At 62.4% G+C, this 16,896-nt stretch carries 16 protein-coding genes; 7 read left to right on the forward strand and 9 right to left on the reverse strand.

The features are described from left to right. Window positions 1-10: 10 nt before the first annotated feature. From hslV to R3F00_RS01250, 6 genes are all read right to left on the reverse strand, one after another. Window positions 11-562, reverse strand: coding sequence for an ATP-dependent protease subunit HslV (hslV, locus tag R3F00_RS01225; RefSeq protein WP_371279876.1), 552 nt, complete (start codon window positions 560-562; stop codon window positions 11-13). 182 nt (window positions 563-744) lie between these two features. Then, a complete protein-coding gene (locus R3F00_RS01230) occupies window positions 745-1,086 on the reverse strand; it encodes a PRC-barrel domain-containing protein (RefSeq protein WP_371279877.1) in 342 nt (113 codons plus the stop codon). A 526-nt stretch (window positions 1,087-1,612) separates the two neighbouring features. Continuing rightward, window positions 1,613-2,509, reverse strand: coding sequence for a tyrosine recombinase XerC (locus tag R3F00_RS01235; protein WP_371279878.1), 897 nt, complete (start codon window positions 2,507-2,509; stop codon window positions 1,613-1,615). Window position 2,510: 1 nt separating this feature from the next. Then, window positions 2,511-3,197 carry a DUF484 family protein gene (locus tag R3F00_RS01240; RefSeq protein ID WP_371279879.1) on the reverse strand — a complete coding sequence of 229 codons (687 nt, stop codon included), beginning with the start codon at window positions 3,195-3,197 and terminating at the stop codon, window positions 2,511-2,513. Next, the gene (gene dapF / locus R3F00_RS01245; protein ID WP_371279880.1) at window positions 3,190-4,020 is read right to left on the reverse strand and encodes a diaminopimelate epimerase; all 831 of its coding nucleotides are present in this window, start codon (window positions 4,018-4,020) and stop codon (window positions 3,190-3,192) included. The genes R3F00_RS01240 and dapF overlap by 8 nt, the downstream gene beginning before the upstream one ends. 14 nt (window positions 4,021-4,034) lie before the next feature. After that, window positions 4,035-4,163 (reverse strand): hypothetical protein, encoded by a 129-nt coding sequence (locus R3F00_RS01250; protein WP_371279881.1) that lies wholly within the window; start codon window positions 4,161-4,163, stop codon window positions 4,035-4,037. 131 nt (window positions 4,164-4,294) lie between these two features. Here R3F00_RS01250 and R3F00_RS01255 point away from each other — a divergent pair, with 131 nt between their 5' ends. After that, a complete protein-coding gene (locus tag R3F00_RS01255; protein WP_371279882.1) occupies window positions 4,295-4,972 on the forward strand; it encodes a hypothetical protein in 678 nt (225 codons plus the stop codon). Between the two features lie 82 nt (window positions 4,973-5,054). Further along, complete coding sequence (locus tag R3F00_RS01260; protein ID WP_371279883.1) at window positions 5,055-6,500, forward strand: hypothetical protein; 1,446 nt, start codon at window positions 5,055-5,057, stop codon at window positions 6,498-6,500. Between the two features lie 52 nt (window positions 6,501-6,552). Here R3F00_RS01260 and R3F00_RS01265 read toward each other — a convergent pair whose 3' ends face one another. Then, window positions 6,553-7,038, reverse strand: coding sequence for a GNAT family N-acetyltransferase (locus R3F00_RS01265; protein WP_371279884.1), 486 nt, complete (start codon window positions 7,036-7,038; stop codon window positions 6,553-6,555). A 309-nt stretch (window positions 7,039-7,347) separates the two neighbouring features. Between R3F00_RS01265 and R3F00_RS01270 the strand changes: the two genes are divergently transcribed. Then, window positions 7,348-8,832: a RimK family protein gene (locus R3F00_RS01270; RefSeq protein WP_371279885.1), complete on the forward strand. Its 1,485-nt coding sequence runs from the start codon at window positions 7,348-7,350 to the stop codon at window positions 8,830-8,832. 369 nt (window positions 8,833-9,201) lie between these two features. Here R3F00_RS01270 and R3F00_RS01275 read toward each other — a convergent pair whose 3' ends face one another. After that, window positions 9,202-9,468 carry a hypothetical protein gene (locus R3F00_RS01275; RefSeq protein ID WP_371279886.1) on the reverse strand — a complete coding sequence of 89 codons (267 nt, stop codon included), beginning with the start codon at window positions 9,466-9,468 and terminating at the stop codon, window positions 9,202-9,204. A 154-nt stretch (window positions 9,469-9,622) separates the two neighbouring features. On the opposite strand from R3F00_RS01275, the gene R3F00_RS01280 reads away from it, so the two are divergent. The 4 genes from R3F00_RS01280 to R3F00_RS01295 all read left to right on the forward strand — a co-directional run bounded on the left by R3F00_RS01280 (window position 9,623) and on the right by R3F00_RS01295 (window position 16,605). Further along, window positions 9,623-11,413, forward strand: a complete 1,791-nt coding sequence (locus tag R3F00_RS01280) for a monovalent cation:proton antiporter-2 (CPA2) family protein (RefSeq protein WP_371279887.1) — start codon at window positions 9,623-9,625, stop codon at window positions 11,411-11,413. Beyond that, window positions 11,410-12,741, forward strand: a complete 1,332-nt coding sequence (locus R3F00_RS01285) for an FAD-dependent oxidoreductase (protein ID WP_371279888.1) — start codon at window positions 11,410-11,412, stop codon at window positions 12,739-12,741. The genes R3F00_RS01280 and R3F00_RS01285 overlap by 4 nt, the downstream gene beginning before the upstream one ends. Continuing rightward, window positions 12,738-13,469: an SDR family NAD(P)-dependent oxidoreductase gene (locus tag R3F00_RS01290; protein WP_371279889.1), complete on the forward strand. Its 732-nt coding sequence runs from the start codon at window positions 12,738-12,740 to the stop codon at window positions 13,467-13,469. Before R3F00_RS01285 ends, R3F00_RS01290 begins: the two co-directional genes overlap by 4 nt. Window positions 13,470-13,944: 475 nt before the next feature. Then, entirely contained in the window at window positions 13,945-16,605 is a 2,661-nt protein-coding gene (locus tag R3F00_RS01295; RefSeq protein ID WP_371279890.1) for a putative peptide modification system cyclase, read from the forward strand. On the opposite strand, the gene R3F00_RS01300 is transcribed toward R3F00_RS01295, so the two are convergent. Next, a complete protein-coding gene (locus R3F00_RS01300; RefSeq protein ID WP_371279891.1) occupies window positions 16,584-16,877 on the reverse strand; it encodes an NHLP-related RiPP peptide in 294 nt (97 codons plus the stop codon). The two genes, R3F00_RS01295 and R3F00_RS01300, sit on opposite strands and share 22 nt — an antisense overlap. Window positions 16,878-16,896 lie beyond the last annotated feature (19 nt).

The raw sequence follows: 16,896 nt of genomic DNA on the forward strand, positions 1-16,896 counted from the left end.
TACCTATTCCCTATTCCCCACTCTCTATTCCCAGCTCTTCCACCGTTACATTGCCGTTCGTGTAAATGCAGATGTCACCGGCGATCTTGAGGGCCTGCTCGACGATGGCCCGTGCGTCGAGATCGGTGTTTTCGATCAGGGCCTTGGCTGCGGCCTGAGCGAAGGGTCCGCCGGAGCCGATCGCAATCAGGCCCGCTTCGGGTTCTACGACATCGCCATTGCCGGAAATCAGCAACGAGGCATCCTTGTCCGCGACCGCGAGCATGGCTTCGAGTCGACCGAGACGTCGATCGGTGCGCCAGTCCTTGGCCAGCTCGACGGCGGCACGGGTCAGATTGCCGCTGAAACGTTCGAGTTTTGCCTCGAACAACTCGAACAGGGTGAACGCATCCGCAGTGGCACCGGCAAAACCCGCCAGCACGTTGCCCTTGCCGAGCCGGCGCAGCTTGCGCGCATTGGCTTTCATGATGGTGTTGCCGAGCGTGACCTGGCCGTCGCCGCCGATGACGACCCTGCCGTTGCGGCGCACCGAGACAATGGTTGTGGCGTGAAAGGATTCCATCGAAATATCCACAGGCCTGCAGAATCGGTTGATCTGGGGGCCGCCTGGTGTATTCCAAGGGATACGGCAGCAAATCGGGTTGCCAGACCGCCAATCGACGCTCCAACGGCATTCTCTGGAGAGGGCTGCACAAGAAAAGGCCGGCTTGCGCCGGCCTTCGTTTGCATGCCTGACAAACGGAATCAGCGGTTGTAGTAGGCGCCCAGGTTGGTGGCAAACGCGGGATCGGCAAAGTTCGGCCAGTTGTCCTTGTCGAATCCAGGGGCGTCCTTCAAGCGTTCCTTGCTGACATTGAGGACAAGCTTGTGATTTGCATAGTCGATGCTGAAGGACTTCCACGGCACTGCAAACAGCTTGTCGCCAAGGCCGAGGATTCCACCGTAGGACACGACCGCATACGCGATCTCGCCCGTCGTGGTGTTGAGCATGATTTCCTTCAGATCGCCCAGCGATTCGCCTTGTGCATTGTGAATCGCGTCGCCGATCAAAGTAGTGGCGGACATGAATTTGGAAGCGGTACTCATTCTGAAATTCTCCTTTCGATGCATGAAACCGGCGAAGCTCCTTCGCGGTGATCCCATGCTGCCGAAACAAGAATGAACCCAGGGCAAAATGCACTTTTCCCATTCACCTGCGTGTCAGAATGCGTTCATCCGCGGTAAACAGACCCGGCATCGGCGCACAGCGAATGGCCGGGCGCGAACGCATGAAGGCCGGATGGCGCGTCTATCTGAAGGTATCCTGTCGGCTGAAACTTCAAGGACATGCTTTGACAGGCTCTCGACGAGCGAGAGGCAGGAATCGTCCTGCGACGGGCTGGCGTCGGAATGAAGCCGATCTGGCGTTGACTCCCGCGTTCGTTGTCCCTGCGCTGGCAGGGATCCGGTTCCGCTTTCAGGCTTCGCACCGCCGGCGAAGTCACTGCAGGGTCAGCCATCCGGCGCCCTTCAAGCGATTCCCGCCCACGCGAGCATGACCCGTGTCGCGTGGGTGCCAACTGCCACCGAGTCTGCCCCGGCCCTGATCCGGCGCGGAGGGCTCGGGTGCTCCCTAGTCCTTGCGCCTCTTGGCACGCGGATGGGCGGAGTCGTAGACCCTGGCCAGGTGCTGGAAATCCAGGTGGGTGTATATCTGTGTGGTGCCGATATCGGCGTGGCCGAGCAGTTCCTGCACGGCACGCAGGTCACCCGAGGACTCGAGCAGATGGCTGGCGCAGGAATGCCTGAGCAGGTGGGGATAGACGCGTTTCCACACACCCTGATCGCGGGCGCGTCGCTTGAGCCGTGTGCGCACACCATTGGTGCTCAGCGGGCGACCGTTGCGACCCCGCAGGATGTGATCATCATCGCCGCCTCCCTCCTGGGTACGAAGGGCCTCCAGCGCCTGCATGGCCTGGCGACCGACCGGAACGATGCGTGTCTTTGATCCCTTGCCGGTCACCCTGAGCATGCCCTCGGCCGTATCCAGATCGCGCCAGCACAGGCTGACGATCTCGGCGACACGCAATCCGCTTGAATAGAGCAGTTCGAGCATGGCGCGATCGTGCACGGCTTCTGCGTCGTCGGTCGGGAATTCGAGCAGGGCGCCCATCTCGTCGGCGTCGAGAACCTTAGGCAACTTGCGCAGAATCTTCGGTGAGCGCACGCCGACGGCCGGATTCACCTTGACCTCGCCATCGCGGGCCAGGTAGCGGAAGAAGCTGCGACAGGAGGACAGGAACAGGCCAAGGCTGGCCGGCGCAAGGCCGCCGCGATGCAGTTCCGCAAGCAGGGTCTGCAGCTGGGCGCTGCGCAGGTCGCTCCAGCGCTGCAGTCCGAGACGCTCCGCATGGGCCGAAAGCCTGCGCAGCGCGCGGGCGTAATTGGCCAGGGTCGACGGAGAGTAGCGCCGCTCTACGCGCAGATAGCCCAGAAAGCGATCCACTGCGCTGTTCAGTGGCGCGCTCATCTCATTCGCTGTGGGCGTAGCGACCCACGGCCGCCGCCATGGCCTCGGCAATCAGGCGCAGGAACACCGTACCCATTCCCGGGTGGAAGCGGTTGGCATCCTGACTGCCGATGGCAAGCATGCCGACATCGCCGATCGAGAGCAGTACCGCCGACTGGACTTCTCCGGCACGTGCGCCAAACAGGGTGTCGAGCTTGTCCTGCTGCAGGCGACCGCAAAGCGGCTCACCACGCCTGAGGAAATCCGCAAAGGCCGGCATCGAGGAAGGTCCGTCGGCCTCGACCAGCAGCCAGTCGGTGGCCGGCAACTCCGGCTCGCTCTTGAACAGCAGGACACGCACGAGGTCGGTATGGAAATCTTCGGTCAGGCTGGCGACAACGCCCTTTACCGTTTCGGCCAGGCTGTCAGCGCGCATCAGGGCCAGGGTCAGCGTGTGTACGCGCACCATCAACGATTCGTTTTCGTGAGCAATTTCGATCAGGTCATGCAGGCGCCGCGAGAGTTCGCTGTTCTTGTCGCGCAGCACCTCGAGTTGATAGCTCGCCAGCGAAGCGGCAGGCCCCTGTTCGCGTGGCAAGCGCAGCAACAGGGCGATGTCGGGGAACTCCTTGAGGAAATCCGAATTCCGTCGCAGGTAGCTGGCGACTTCCATGGCCGTCAGGCCGTCCTTCACGCTCAACTCACTCATGCCAAACTCCTTCAAATGCGAATGTTGCCGGGCCGGTCATCCACAGGGAATGTCCGCGCCCCTGCCATTGTATTTCGAGAACGCCGCCAGGCAGCCGGACCACCACTTCGTCGCCGATCTGGTCGCGCTGGCGCAGGACCGCGACAGCAGCACATGCCCCGCTTCCACAGGCCAGTGTTTCGCCGACGCCGCGCTCCCACACGCGCAGTTCAATCTCGGATTCAGACAGGATGCGGGCAAAACCGACATTGCAGCCGCGCGGGAAGGCACTGGCATGTTCAATTTGCGGGCCAAGCACCCGCACCGGCGCCGCAGCGATATCCGGGACTTCGAGCACGGCATGCGGATTGCCCATCGAGACGGCACCGATCTCGATCGAGCGCCCCAGCACATCGATGGAGTAGCGATCGCGTTCGCGGGGCGCGTCCAAGGGCAATGCCGCAGGTTCAAACCGGGGTTCGCCCATGTCCACACGCACACGGGCGTCCGCGAGGCGCTCCACGCGCACCGGTCCCGACGGACTCATCAGGCTGACCAGTCCACTGCCGAGCACGCCTTCGCGCGCCAGCCACGCAGCCACGCAGCGAACGCCGTTGCCACATTGCCCGGAGCGCGACCCATCGGCGTTCCAGATGCCATAGGCGTAGGCACAGCTCTCTTCAGTGGCGGGTTCGATAGTCAGCAACTGATCGAAGCCGACACCGAAATGACGATCACCGAGGCGCCGGATGGCGTCGGTATCGAGTGTCAACGGCGCGTTTCGACAATCTATGATGACGAAGTCGTTGCCGATCCCGTGCATCTTGCTGAATTCGAGGGCCATGTCGGGCAACAGGCCTACTCGGAGGCCGGCGTATTCTCGGCCGGATCCGCTGCGGCGGGCTTGACCAGATCTCCCTTGGCGCCGCATGCACCCAGCAGGGCGGCGAGCAGGAGGATCGGCAACAGTCGAGGGATGCGGTACATGGTGAGGCTCGCAGCAAGGGGGAGTATCGCCTGAAGTATAGCGCTGGCACCGCTACCCGGTTCATGAAAAAACCCTGACCCGGATAAGGACAGGCGAGCACGACAACGCGCCAAGCAGGTATGCTCGGTGCATGCCGCTGACACCCATTCTCATCGCGCTTTATATTTTTGCCGGGTTTTGCGCCCTGTTCGCGCTGATCAACGGCTTCGGCGCGCGCCGCAGATGGCGCGAAAGACACCGCTTCTCTGCCTGCCATCGCAGTCTCTGGGTGCTGGTGTTCATCTTGCTGGCCCTGCTCGGGGCATTTGCGGCGACCGCCCTGAACGGCTATCGGCGGCTGACCGAAGAAACCACGCTCGCCACGATCCAGGCGCGCCAGATCGAGCCCCAACGATTTGCCGTGCGTGTCGATTTCCCGGATGGCAGCCATCGCGGTCTGGAGCTCAGAGGCGATCAGTGGCAACTGGACGCGCGCGTGATCAAGTGGGAGCCGCGTGCCGTCATGCTGGGTGCGCCGACCCTGTACAGGATCGATCGCATCAGCGGTCGCTACGTCGATGTCGCGCACGAAAACGAGCGGCAGCGTACGGTTGTACCGATGGCCGAAGCCGGCATGATCGACCTTTTCGACGTCAAGCGCATGTATCCGCAATGGATCCCCTGGCTGGATGCGGACTTTGGCAGCGCAGCGTATCTGCCCCTGGTCGATGGAGGCGAATATCAGGTCAGCCTGGCGCCAGCTGGCGGTCTGGTGGCGCGTCCGGCCAACGAATTGACCGCGCAGAAGTTGCGTGAGGCGAATTGGTAGGCACGCCATGCTGGGCTAGAATTCGGCTACGCATCGGCCCGATGGGCCGCGAGGTCTGCACACCAAGCAAGGAACGGAATCCATGGCCTCAAAGCCGGACAAGGCGGACAAGCCCCGCGCATCCCTCTGGCGCATTCTCGGCGCCGTCGCAACCATCGTCGTGGTTGTCAGCTACACGATGATCCACACCAACTTCGTTACCGGGCGCTCGCTGCTGCTGGCCTTTCCCGGCTGGGAAGTCACCTATCGCAGTTGCTGGCCGAATCCTTTCGGAGGTGCCTGGGTCAGTGATGTCACCCTGATGCCGTATGAGGGAGACGAGCAGGACGCCTATCACTTCGACAGTCTTTCCGTCGATGTCCCGATGTTCCAGTTCTACAGCAGCGGCTTGCGCAAGAAATTTCGCAACCGGCTCGAGGCCATCAAGGAGATCCGCCTCGAATTCAGCGGCGGTCACAGCAACCTGAGCTGGCCCATCAGCGACGAGCTGCTGCTCTTCGGCAATGCCAGCGCGGCGCCCTTCGAAGCGATGGGTTGCATGGATGACGAGATCTGGCTGAGCGATGAGTTGACCGACATGGGACTGGCAGCCGAACCCACGCGTCTGACGATGAGCTGGAATCGCAGCAACAGCCGACTGATCAAGGAACAGTCCATCCACACGCCCGGTGTCGGGCGAGTCGATTACCGCGAAGAACAGATCATGTACGACGACTTCCCGTTGTTCAGCCTGATCGAGACCGATCAGAATGAACTGGTCTCCGGCGAGTGGCATGTCAGGGACGAAGGCTTTGTCGTGGCACGCAACGCCTGGTGTGCCAGGAAGGACGAAATCAGCCCGGCGCAGTTTCTCGATCGGCACATGGCGACCGTGCCCCGCGTGCTGGCTGCCTTCGGCATGGAGGCGAACGCAGAAACCACGGCGGCCTACCGGCGCTACGCAGAAAAGGGCGGATCACTCGATCTGGTCGTCAACTACAGTCCCACTATCGATGCGGCCGTCTACGAAGACGATGACTGGGGTCGATGGCTGGCCCGTACCCGGGGCGAGCTGCTGGTGGATGGCTACAGCACGAAACTGGGCATGCGCGCGATTGCCGAGCGCCCGTTCGGCGAGGAGTTCGAGGAGATGACCGCCTTTGCCGCCTTGCAAGCCGAGCAGGCGCGCCTTGCCGCCCGTCGCGCTGCACTGGCCGAGCAGGCAGATCCCGACAGCGACAAGCGCGAACCCGAAGCGACACCGGTTTCGATGGCAACGTTTCACGCGGAAACCCTGGCCGAAGCCGAAGCACTGTTTGCCCAAGCCGAAGAAGCGGTCGCGACGGACGACACGATCGTCGACTACAGCAAACTCGGTGCCGAAGTCGGACAGCGATTCGTGGTCCACGCGAAAGGCAAGAAGCCGATGCGGGTGGAAGTCGTGGGCACCGAGAACGGCGTCGTCCAGGTGCGCCGCCACCAACGCAGCGGCTGGATCGAACACGGCCTCGCCCGCAGCGGCTTTGAATTTGCCGAACGGGTACGCTGATCAGACAGCCGACGCGATCATGGCAGACCGGGCATCCATTGACTTGCCATGATCAGCGTTGAGTTCGGCTCAGCACCTTTCCGTAGCGCAACGCCGTTTCGCCATCTTCGTAGTACCTGGGGCGTTCACCGATCCGCAGGTAGCCACGACGCTCATACAACCGTTGCGCGGACGAGTTGTCCCGCCGCACCTCCAGCCTGATGCTGCGACAGTGCCGGCGCCGGGCCAACTGTTCGCTGGCAGCGACCAGGCGCTCACCGATTCCGCGACCGCGCGCCTCGGGCACGGTGGCCAGCGAATAGAGGCGCGCAATGCTCGAATTGCTGCGGAAGAAAACGACACTGGCGCCAAGCAGCATGCCGTGGCTGCGCGCGACAAGAACGCGCGCCGTGTCACTGGCCAGATGCCGGTTCCACTGCCGCGCACTGAGGCGATCACCGCTGAACACGCGATTCTCCAGCGCGATCAATTCGGCCAGGTCGCCCCTGACAGCCCGGCGTATGCGTACAGTGTCTTTGTCGGGATGGGTGCTCGTCATGCGCAGGGTTCGGGCTGATGGTTTTGCAGGGTCGGGGCAATTCGCCTTGCCTTTGCCGGAATCGGGAGTCGTCCTCGCGATCCCGTATTCGCGCAGTCTGATCGATGCGGGCTCCCAACGCATCCGTTTCCGCCACCTTGCCTGCAGCCGGAAACCGCAACGGGATGAACGGCACCTGTAGAAGACTGCACCCGGCATTGAGCCCGCCTGCACGCCCGACAACGCCTATGTCAGACTTGTGCGAGCCGTCTGGGCGGGCCCGTCACGGGCCCGGGCCCGGCAATCGAACCCCTGAATGGTCAAGCCTGCATGAGCCGCCTTGTCATCGTTGTGGAGAAAACCTCGGACTGGGGTTCCTACTACCCGTCCGACAACGTCATTTCTGCCCAGGACTACCTCAAGCAGTCGCTCAACGACGATGACGAGCGTACCCAGGTCATCAACCTGTGTCGCAGCTACAAGTACCTGGGTACGGGCTACTACGTCTCGTTGCTGGCCGAGGCTCGCGGGCACAAGGTGATTCCCTCGGTGCGCACGATCAACGATCTGCGCCGACGCTCGCTGTACGGACTGGACATCGAGGACCTCAGCAGCCGACTCGGCAAGTTCCTGCCGGCCGGAGGTCGCGACACGACCGATTTCGGCATTCTTGTGTACTTCGGCGAAACCTCGCACCCGGCCCTCGAGGATCTGGCGCGCCAGGTGTTCGAGGCATTTCCGAGTCCGATCCTGCGCATCGAGTTCGAGCGCGACCGCGTCTGGCAGATCAGTGCAGTCAAGCCGACCGGACTGCATTCGTTGTCGGACGAACAGGAAGACGCCTTCGCCCAAATCCTGGATCGCTTCTCGAAGAAGCTCTGGCGCAAGCCGCGGGCACGCAGGAAGTTCCGCTTCGATCTGGCCATGCTGGTCAACCCCGAAGAGGTGATGCCACCATCGAACAAGAAGGCGCTGAAGCAGTTCATCGAGGCAGGCAGCGAGCTCGGCATCGAAGTGGACCCGATCGGACGCAATGACTTCCAGCGCCTGGCCGAGTACGACGGATTGTTCATTCGCGAAACGACGGTGATCGACAACCACACCTATCGCTTCGCCAACCGTGCCGAGAAAGAGGACATGGTGGTCATCGACAGTCCCGACTCTATCCTCAAGTGCACCAACAAGATCTATCTGCACGACCTGATGCTGTCGCGCAAGCTGCCGATCCCGCGTACCGAGATCCTGTATCGCGACGATCCGAAAAAGCTTGAGGAAAGCGGCCATCGCCTGGGATTCCCGCTGGTACTGAAGATACCGGATGGATCCTTCTCACGCGGCATCGTCAAGGTTGAAAGCGCGGCACACCTGAAGGAATCCGCCGATGCCCTGTTCCAGCACTCCGCCCTGATCCTGGCCCAGGAATTCATGTTCACTGAATTCGACTGGCGCATCGGTGTGCTCAACCGCGAGCCGTTGTATGCCTGCAAGTACTTCATGTCGCGCGGTCACTGGCAGATATACAACCATGGCGCCAAGGGCACGGCAAAATCCGGTGGCTTCGAGACCTTGCCCATCGAGGAGGCGCCGGCGGACGTGATCAAGCTGGCCCTGAAGGCCACCGCGACGATTGGCGACGGACTGTATGGCGTGGACATCAAGAAGGATGGCGAGCGTCTGGCCATGATCGAGGTCAACGACAACCCCTCCATCGATGCCGGCGTCGAAGATGCCCATCTGGGTTCGGCGTTGTATCTGCGCATCATGGGTGAATTTCTCAGGCGCATGGAGCGCAAGCGTCTGGGGACGCGCGCCTAGTCGGCGCCCGATTCCTCCCCATCAACGGCACTCAACTGCAGTCCCGGCAGGAATGCTGGGTACGGTTTCGCCGCTCTTCGCAGGAACCGGCTTCAGCCGTGATGCTCTTTCTACTCGTAAGGGAACTTCGACACTGACTCGGGACAGGCTCTTGCCGCAACGCTTGTTCGCCCCACGACCAGAAGCATCGCGCATGAATGCCCTCCTACGCCGAACGGCGCTCGTGGGGGGAATCGATGGCAATCGTGGTGCCGGGAAACCGTAGGAGGGGCGTCAGCCGCGATGCTTTCCTGCATTCCGACCAGAAGCATCACGAACGAATGCGGCTTTTACACAAGTCGGTTGCACTCCCGGCATCAATGGCGGAACTCATCTACGGCGGGGTTTTGGCCCTGGATGGGCGAGCCAGCGCTTCCTGGTCAGCCACAGGATGTTCAAAAGCGGCGCCGCGACCAGAAAGAAAGGCAGGGTCAATCCGGTGGCGGGGCCTCCCCGCAAGGCCGGAATGCAGAGCAGGGCGATCCCGCCGAGAATGGTCCAGGCCAGCAACCACGACGGGATCGCATCGCGGCGGGGTGCTTCGCTGGCAACGCGTCGTGTTGCGGGTTCGGTCAGTGTGAAGGGGGCGAGCAGCATGAGAGTTCTCCTGTTTGCGCAAGACTGGCCGGAGTCGGTCTCAACGCTTGAGATGTGGCGATTCGTACGGACATTGCATGTCTCGAAAGGCTCCGAAACGGGTCGGCGGGTCTGTCCCCGCGTGCGATAATCCAGGCCGTAGCCGGAGTACCGAGTGGAAACCAGCAGCTTCATGCAATACGCCCTGGTCCTGCTGCTTGCAGCAGTGATCGCCGTGCCCCTGGCCAAGCGCTTCCGGCTAGGCGCCGTGCTTGGCTATCTCGTGGCAGGCGCGCTGATCGGGCCGTCGGCCCTGGATCTCGTCGGCAACGCCGAGGAGATCTCGCACATCTCCGAGCTCGGCGTGGTCATGATGCTGTTCGTGATCGGTCTGGAGCTGTCACCGCAACGACTCTGGGTCATGCGGCGTCATGTGTTCGGCTACGGCAGCGTGCAGGTGCTTGCCACCGCCATCGCAATCGGCGCCATCGGATTATTGTTCGACCTAGGCTGGAAGAGCGCGCTCGTGATCGGTCTCGGACTGGCGCTTTCCTCGACCGCGATCGGCCTGCAGATCATGTCCGAGCGCAAGGAGCTGCAGAAGCCGCACGGCCGTCTCGGTTTTGCGGTGCTGCTGCTGCAGGACGTAGCGGCCATTCCGATCATTGCGTTGGTGCCTTTGCTGGTCGTCGCTCCAACGGCGAGCAACGTGGAGCCCGACCTGGTTGCCGTGTTGCGAGTCGTGCTGACCATTGCCGCCGTGATCGTCGGCGGGCGACTGCTGTTGCGACCGCTGTTCCGGGTTGCCGCGCGCACGCAGATGCCCGAGGTGTTTACCGCAAGCACCTTGCTGGTCGTGCTTGGTACCGCGTGGATCGTCGATCGCTCCGGTATCTCCATGTCGCTCGGTGCATTCCTGGCCGGCGTGCTGCTGGCCGACTCGGAATACCGTCACGAAATCGAAGCGCGCATCGACCCGTTCAAGGGATTGCTGCTGGGCCTGTTCTTCATCAGTGTCGGCATGACTGCAAATACGCGGTTGGTACTCGAACAGCCGGTTATCGTCGCTTCGCTGCTGATCGGGCTGGTCGTCCTCAAGGGAACCATCCTGTTTGCGGTCGGGCGCCTTGCCAGGGAGACGAACAGCGACTCGCTGAGACTTGCAGCCGTGCTTTCGCAGGGCGGCGAATTCGCTTTCGTGGTGTTCACTCTTGCGGTCCAGAATCAACTGCTCGATCCGCATCTTCGCGACATCCTGATCGTCGTGATCAGCCTGTCCATGGCGCTGACGCCCGTGCTGGTGCTCCTGGCCGAGAAGGCGATACCGAAGGACGCCGCGGTCGCTCCCGACTACGACCATATTGAAGAAATCGATCCGCCGCGGGTCATCATCGCCGGCTTCGGTCGGTTCGGTCAGATCGTTGCACGCGTTTTGCGCGCCAATCACATTCGCTTCACCGCGATCGAAAGTTCGATCGAGCAGGTCGAAGCGTCGCGCAAGTTCGGCAGCGAGATCTACTACGGCGATCCCTCGCGCAGTGACTTGCTGCGGTCGGCGCATGCCGACAAGGCCGAGATTTTCGTTGTCGCCACCGACGATCCGGATACCAACATCCGCACCGCACGGCTGATTCGTCGACTTTATCCGCATCTGAAGGTGTTTGCCCGCGCGCGCAATCGCCAACATGCGTTCCGGCTCATGGATCTGGGCGCCCACATCGTTCGCGAAACCTTCTACTCGAGTCTGGTTCTGTCGGAAGAAGTCCTGGTCGAACTGGGTCTCGAACCCGAGCTGGCGGCGAGCCGGGTCGAGAAATTCCGCGAGTACGACGAGAAGCTCCTGGCCGAGCAGCACCTCTTCTACGACGATGAAGCCGCAATCATGCAGAACGCACGCGAGGCGCAACGCGATCTTGATCGCCTGTTCGAGGCGGATATCGCCGCCGACAAGGAAGCCGGGGCGTGAGCACGCCGCGCGGCTTTGCCTTGTCGCAAATGGAGTTGCGCAGTTTCGATCGCGGCTTCTCCACCCGCTGCCATGTACAAAAACCGGATCGCTACCGTCTGCTCGAGGCGCTGCCGGGTGACGTGCAGCGGATCACGCGCGGATCGGGTGTGTCCTATGTCGGCGCCAGCTTCGCCGCGGACAGCGTCGTGCAGGATCTTGGCGCCTTTGATCGACTGCTCGAACTTGATGCCGATCAGGGCTTGTTGACGGTGGAAGCCGGTGCGCGCATCGGAGACGTGCAGCGCTTCGCACTGGCGCGTGGCTGGATGCTGCCGGTCGCACCCGGGCATCCGCAGGCCAGCATCGGTGGGTGCATCGCCGCCGATGTGCACGGCAAGAATCCTGCCCGGGATGGCACCTTCCGACGCCATGTCGAGGCGCTGGAACTGTTCGACACGGCACGCGGCTGGATGGTCGCAAGCGCGGACGAAAATCCTGAACGTTTCGCGGCCTGCTTTGCCGGATTCGGTGTTCCAGGGCTGATTGCCAGCGCTACCCTGCGCATGGTGCCCGCGCCAGCGGCCTATTCGCTGCGAAACGTCGCCGTTGCCAGCCTGGTCGAGGCAGCCGAAGTGTTGCGCACGCATGCGGGTGCGCCCATGTTGTACGGCTGGCACGATGGTCGGCCGGCCCAGTTCGGACGCGGCGTCATTCGATTCGGCCTGGAAGCGCAGGAAAAAACGCGAACAAGCCGCAACGTCGCGGCCGACCTGCCCGGCATGATCGAGCCCTGGTCGCTATGCGCCTGGAATCGAGCCGGCATCGGCGTGATGAACCGGTGGATCGAACGACGCTACCGACGCAACAGCAGCGAGCGCGTTTCGGTCGAAGCGGCGATGTTTCCACTCAATGAGGCGCGTCGCTACTTCGCCGCGTTCGGCAAGGACGGCTTTGTCGAGGCGCAATGGCTGTTGCCACATGCGCGCTACTCCGAATTCGTTGTCGCGCTGGGTGAGGAAGTCAAACGCAGCCGACCGCGCATCAGCCTGATCGCGAGCAAGTTGTTCGATGGCGACGCCGATGGCCTGGCGTTTGATGGCAAGGGGATTGCACTGGCAATCCAGTTGCCGCAGCCGCGCCACGCTTCGCAGGCGGCGTTCATCGAAAGGATGACCGAACTGGCCCTCGCGCATCAAGGCCGCCCCAACCTGATCAAGGAGTCGAGTCTGCAGGCGGATGCCGCGCGGCGTGGCATTCCGGATTTCGACGCGGCACGCGAGCGTCTGCGCCGGTTTGATCCGGCTGGACTGCAGGTTTCGGAATTGACGCGGAGGCTGTCGCTATGACGGCCATCGTGATCGGTGCATCGAGCGGCGTCGGCCGCGCGCTCAGCGTCGTCCTGGCCCAGGCCGGCCAACCGCTGCTGCTGGTTGCCTCGGATGCCAGGGATCTCGCCCCGCTGTGCAGCGATCTGCATTTGCGTTTTGGTGTCCAGGCCAAAGGCCTGGCGATCGACCTCGCCGGCAACCCGGATCCCGGCGCACGCGTAATCGAGGCGCTCAAGGACATGCCGGCGGCGAGCACCCTGTTGCTGCCCGCGGGCATGTCACGCAGTGATGATGACGGCAGCCTCGGTGCGGCTGCCATCGGCCAGCTGCTCGCCATCAACCTGCATGCACCGTTGGCCATCGCGCACGCGCTGCTGCCGAGCCTGGTCGAATCGCGCGGCGTGATCGTCGGTTTCGGCAGTATCGCCGGTGCGCGTGGGCGCAGCAGGAATGTGGTCTATGCCGCAGCCAAGCGCGGGCTGGAAACGTATTTCGAAAGCCTGCGCCATCGCTACCCGCCCGCCAGGCTGCGCGTGCAATTCCATCGGCTCGGTTTCGTCAGCAGCAACCTCACCTATGGAAAGAAGTTGCCGCTGCCGGTGGCGACGGCGGAAGCAGTGGCAAACGATGTGGTCGGCCGATTGCGAGCCGGTTCATTCGATCGCTACACGCCGCGGTGGTGGAGCCTCGTTGCCCTGCTGGTCCGCTGCATGCCCTGGTTCGTGTTTCGTCGCATAAAAGAATAGGGCCTGCCTCGCGCCGCAACAGGTTGCGCACCGCATTGGCGCAGGAGATCCCCGCAGGAGGCGCGTCAGCGGCGTTGCTTTTCGACAACCTGCGAACAACGGCCTGGCCCCTGACGGCCCCCCTGAAAGACGACTCCTCCTTGCCAAGGTGACAGTTTGATCGCTTCATACCGTAGCTTGTGTTTCCTGGGATGAGCGAGTGGATTCCACTCCATGCATGGTCCCGCCGTTTCTTCGCAGGAGCAGGCTTCAGCCGCGATGCTTCTCGCGACTCGGAACAAGAGCATCGCGGCTGAAGCCCGCTCCTACAGTGCCGGGGTCGGGGCACAGCGCATTCTTAATGGGCGGGTGTGGTTACGAGCCACGTCAGCCTGCCCCTGAAACCTGAACAAAGCGCAAAGCCTCCTAGACTGGAAATTGTGCACTCCGCGGCGCAGAATCGGACGTCCTGCCTGCTTTGGCAAAGGGAAACGCCGTGAGCGCAGTACTGACTGACCAGCACGAAGCTCGTCCCGATGCCAGCTCGATGCTGCGCACGCTGGCGCTGTGCGACCTGGTCGATTCGACGGCACTGGTCGAGCGTCTGGGTGACCGCGAAGCGGCCGAGCTGATCCGCAAGCACGATCGTCTGGCCCGCACCCTGGCCGACCGTCACGGCGGCCGGGAGATCGACAAGACCGACGGCTTCATGATGATGTTCGACCGCCCGATCCAGGCGGTCGCCTTTGCGCTGGACTACCAGCGCAGCCTCAAGCAACTCAACGCTGCCGAGAAGACCGAGCTCAGTGCGCGGGTCGGCATCCATGTCGGCGACGTGGTGGTCTGGGACAACAGCCGCGAGGACATCGCCAAGGGGGCCAAGCCGGTCGAGGTCGAAGGCCTGGTCAAGCCGATCACCTCGCGCCTGATGAGCCTGGCCCTGCCCGGCCAGATCCTGCTCTCGAATATTGCCTATGCGCTGGCCCACCGGGCCCAGGGCGAACTGGGCGAACAACTGGAATTGGTGCGCTGGCGCACCCATGGCCGCTACCGCTTCCGCGGAGTTCCGGATCCGGTGCCGGTGTTCGAAGTGGGCGAAGAAGGCCTGGCCCCGCTGAAGGCGCCGCCGTGGTCGAGCAAGGCGCATCGCGAAGTGCCGTTCTGGCGTCGCCCGGCCACGGTGGTGATCGAGGCGCTGGTGGTGCTGGCCCTGATCGCGATTCCGGCGGTGATGTTCCTGCGTCCGGATCCGGCGATCGCATTCGCCAGTCGCGACTGGGTGGTGGTCGGCAGCCTCAATAATCTGACCGGCGAGACGGTGTTCGACGATGCGCTGGAAAGCGCGCTGCGCATTGGCCTGGAACAGTCCCGCTACGTCAACGTGCTGCCGGACCTGAAAGTGCGCGACACGATCACGCGCATGCAGCGCGATCCGGACACGACCGAAGTGAACCGCGAGGTCGGTTCGGAAGTGGCGATCCGTGATGGCGCAAGGGCCTTGATCCTGCCGACGATTGCCGAGATTGGCGGACGCGTACGCATCACGGCCGAGGTGATCGATCCGCAGACGCAGACCACGGTGTACTCGGAAACCGCCGACGGCATCGGCAAGGAATCGATCCTGCCTTCGCTGGATACGATCAACGACCGCCTGCGCGTACGCCTCGGTGAGGCGCTGGCCACGGTCACGGAAAACTCGATGCCGCTGGAGAAGGTGGCGACCGAGAACCTTGATGCCTTGCGTGCCTATTCCCTGGGATCCAAGAGCTATGCCCGCGGACAGTTTGATGAAGCCATGGTGCTCTACAAGCAGGCATTGGAGCTGGATCCGGAATTCGCCTCCATCTACATCCGAATCGGCAGCATTCATGCAAGCATGGTCCAGACCGACAAGGCCATCGAGGCGTTCGAGGCTGCACTGGCCAAACGTGAGCGCCTGACTCCACGAGACACACTCTATGCTGAAGTCATGTTGGCGGGCCTTCGCGCCGAGCCGGATGTGTTCGCAAAGTGGGAAGCGCTTTTCAGTCGCTACCCGGACTTTTTCGCTGGAAGCGGCGGTTACGCCTACATGAGCTGGCGCGATGCCAACCGCTTCGACAGCAAGACGCTCGCTGTCGCGCAGGCTTCCGCCTCCCCTCAAAACCCTGGACGCTTGCCAGCCTTGCATCTGCTCGGAATCTTGAATCTGGGCAATGAGCGCTTTGCAGATGCCCTGAGTATATTTTCAGACGCCGAGTCGGGTGGATTCGCTTACACTCAGTATCATGCAGCGACCGAAGCCGCAGAACGCAAGTTTGATCGTGCCAATGACACGCTTGCGCGTTCACCGAAGTTCGACCCGGAAAAGTATCTGCATGCCTACGCCACCAGTGCTGCGCTGGCAGTGGCTTTCGCGATCGATCGGGGTGAGTTCGAGGCTGCACGTGCACATCTGGCCGAAGTGCAGAGCGCTCTTGCGGACCAAAGTGTCCTGCACGGAGTCAACGAGGTCATTGCGCTGACGCTTGCCGAGCTGACGAATTCACAGCCGGGCAGTCAAAAGCAGCCGTTGGGCAAGGCTCTTGATCGCGCGACCGGGCAAAGAAGGAATGCCAGCGCTGGTTCACGAAGCTTTCTCGATTCACAGATCCTGGTGCTGGCCTATCTGGCGGCACATGACGGTTTACCCGCCCTCTCGAAATCTGCTCTTGCCGTGCTTAAGGCTGAGAAGTACGCCCCCTATTCAATGAACAACAAGCTGCGCCTCATTGCCGAAGCCGAACTGGCTCGGACAAGCGGCGATGCCACGCAGGCCGTACGCATTCTCGAGGCCTTGACCCAGGAAGCCGGCGAGCCTGTCTTGGCTCATGTCGCCCTGCTCGATGCCTATGTCAGCGCAGGTGAGCCCAGGAAAGCGCTGGCCGAAGCGCGCTGGCTGGCGTCACATCGTGGTCGCGCGTACGCCGAGTACGCGCCAGGCAATGTGCTTACGCCGTTCAATGTCAGTCAGACCAACCTGGCCTTGCTGCGTGGCGCGGAACTGGCGCTGGAAGCAAATGATAGGAAAGCCGCAGCAAACCAGCTCGAATCATTCCGCAATGTCTGGCCAGCCGCAGGGCAGAGCCCGGAGCTGGCCCGACGAATCGCCAGTGTTCAGTCCGCCTTGTCGCCGTAGTTCAGCCGCATTAACGGAAAGACCATGCAGGCATGACCGCCGAGTGTTTCGGCGTCCAGCTGCTGGTGCGCTGCTGCAATCTTGTCCTTTGGAGCCAGCGTCCCGGGCTTCAGGTTGTCAGGATCCAGTGCGGCGATATCGGAATCCGAAACCCCGATTTCCTTGAGTGCATCGGTCGGGCTTTTCTCAAAGCGTGCTCGATAGGCGTCATCGCTCGACAACCTCTTCATCAAGTCCAGTTCCTGTGCCTTTGGCAGTCTGCTATCGCTCATGAATCTGTTCCCCTAGTCA

It is taken from the genome of Dokdonella sp., assembly GCF_041395345.1.
Taxonomy (GTDB): domain Bacteria; phylum Pseudomonadota; class Gammaproteobacteria; order Xanthomonadales; family Rhodanobacteraceae; genus Dokdonella.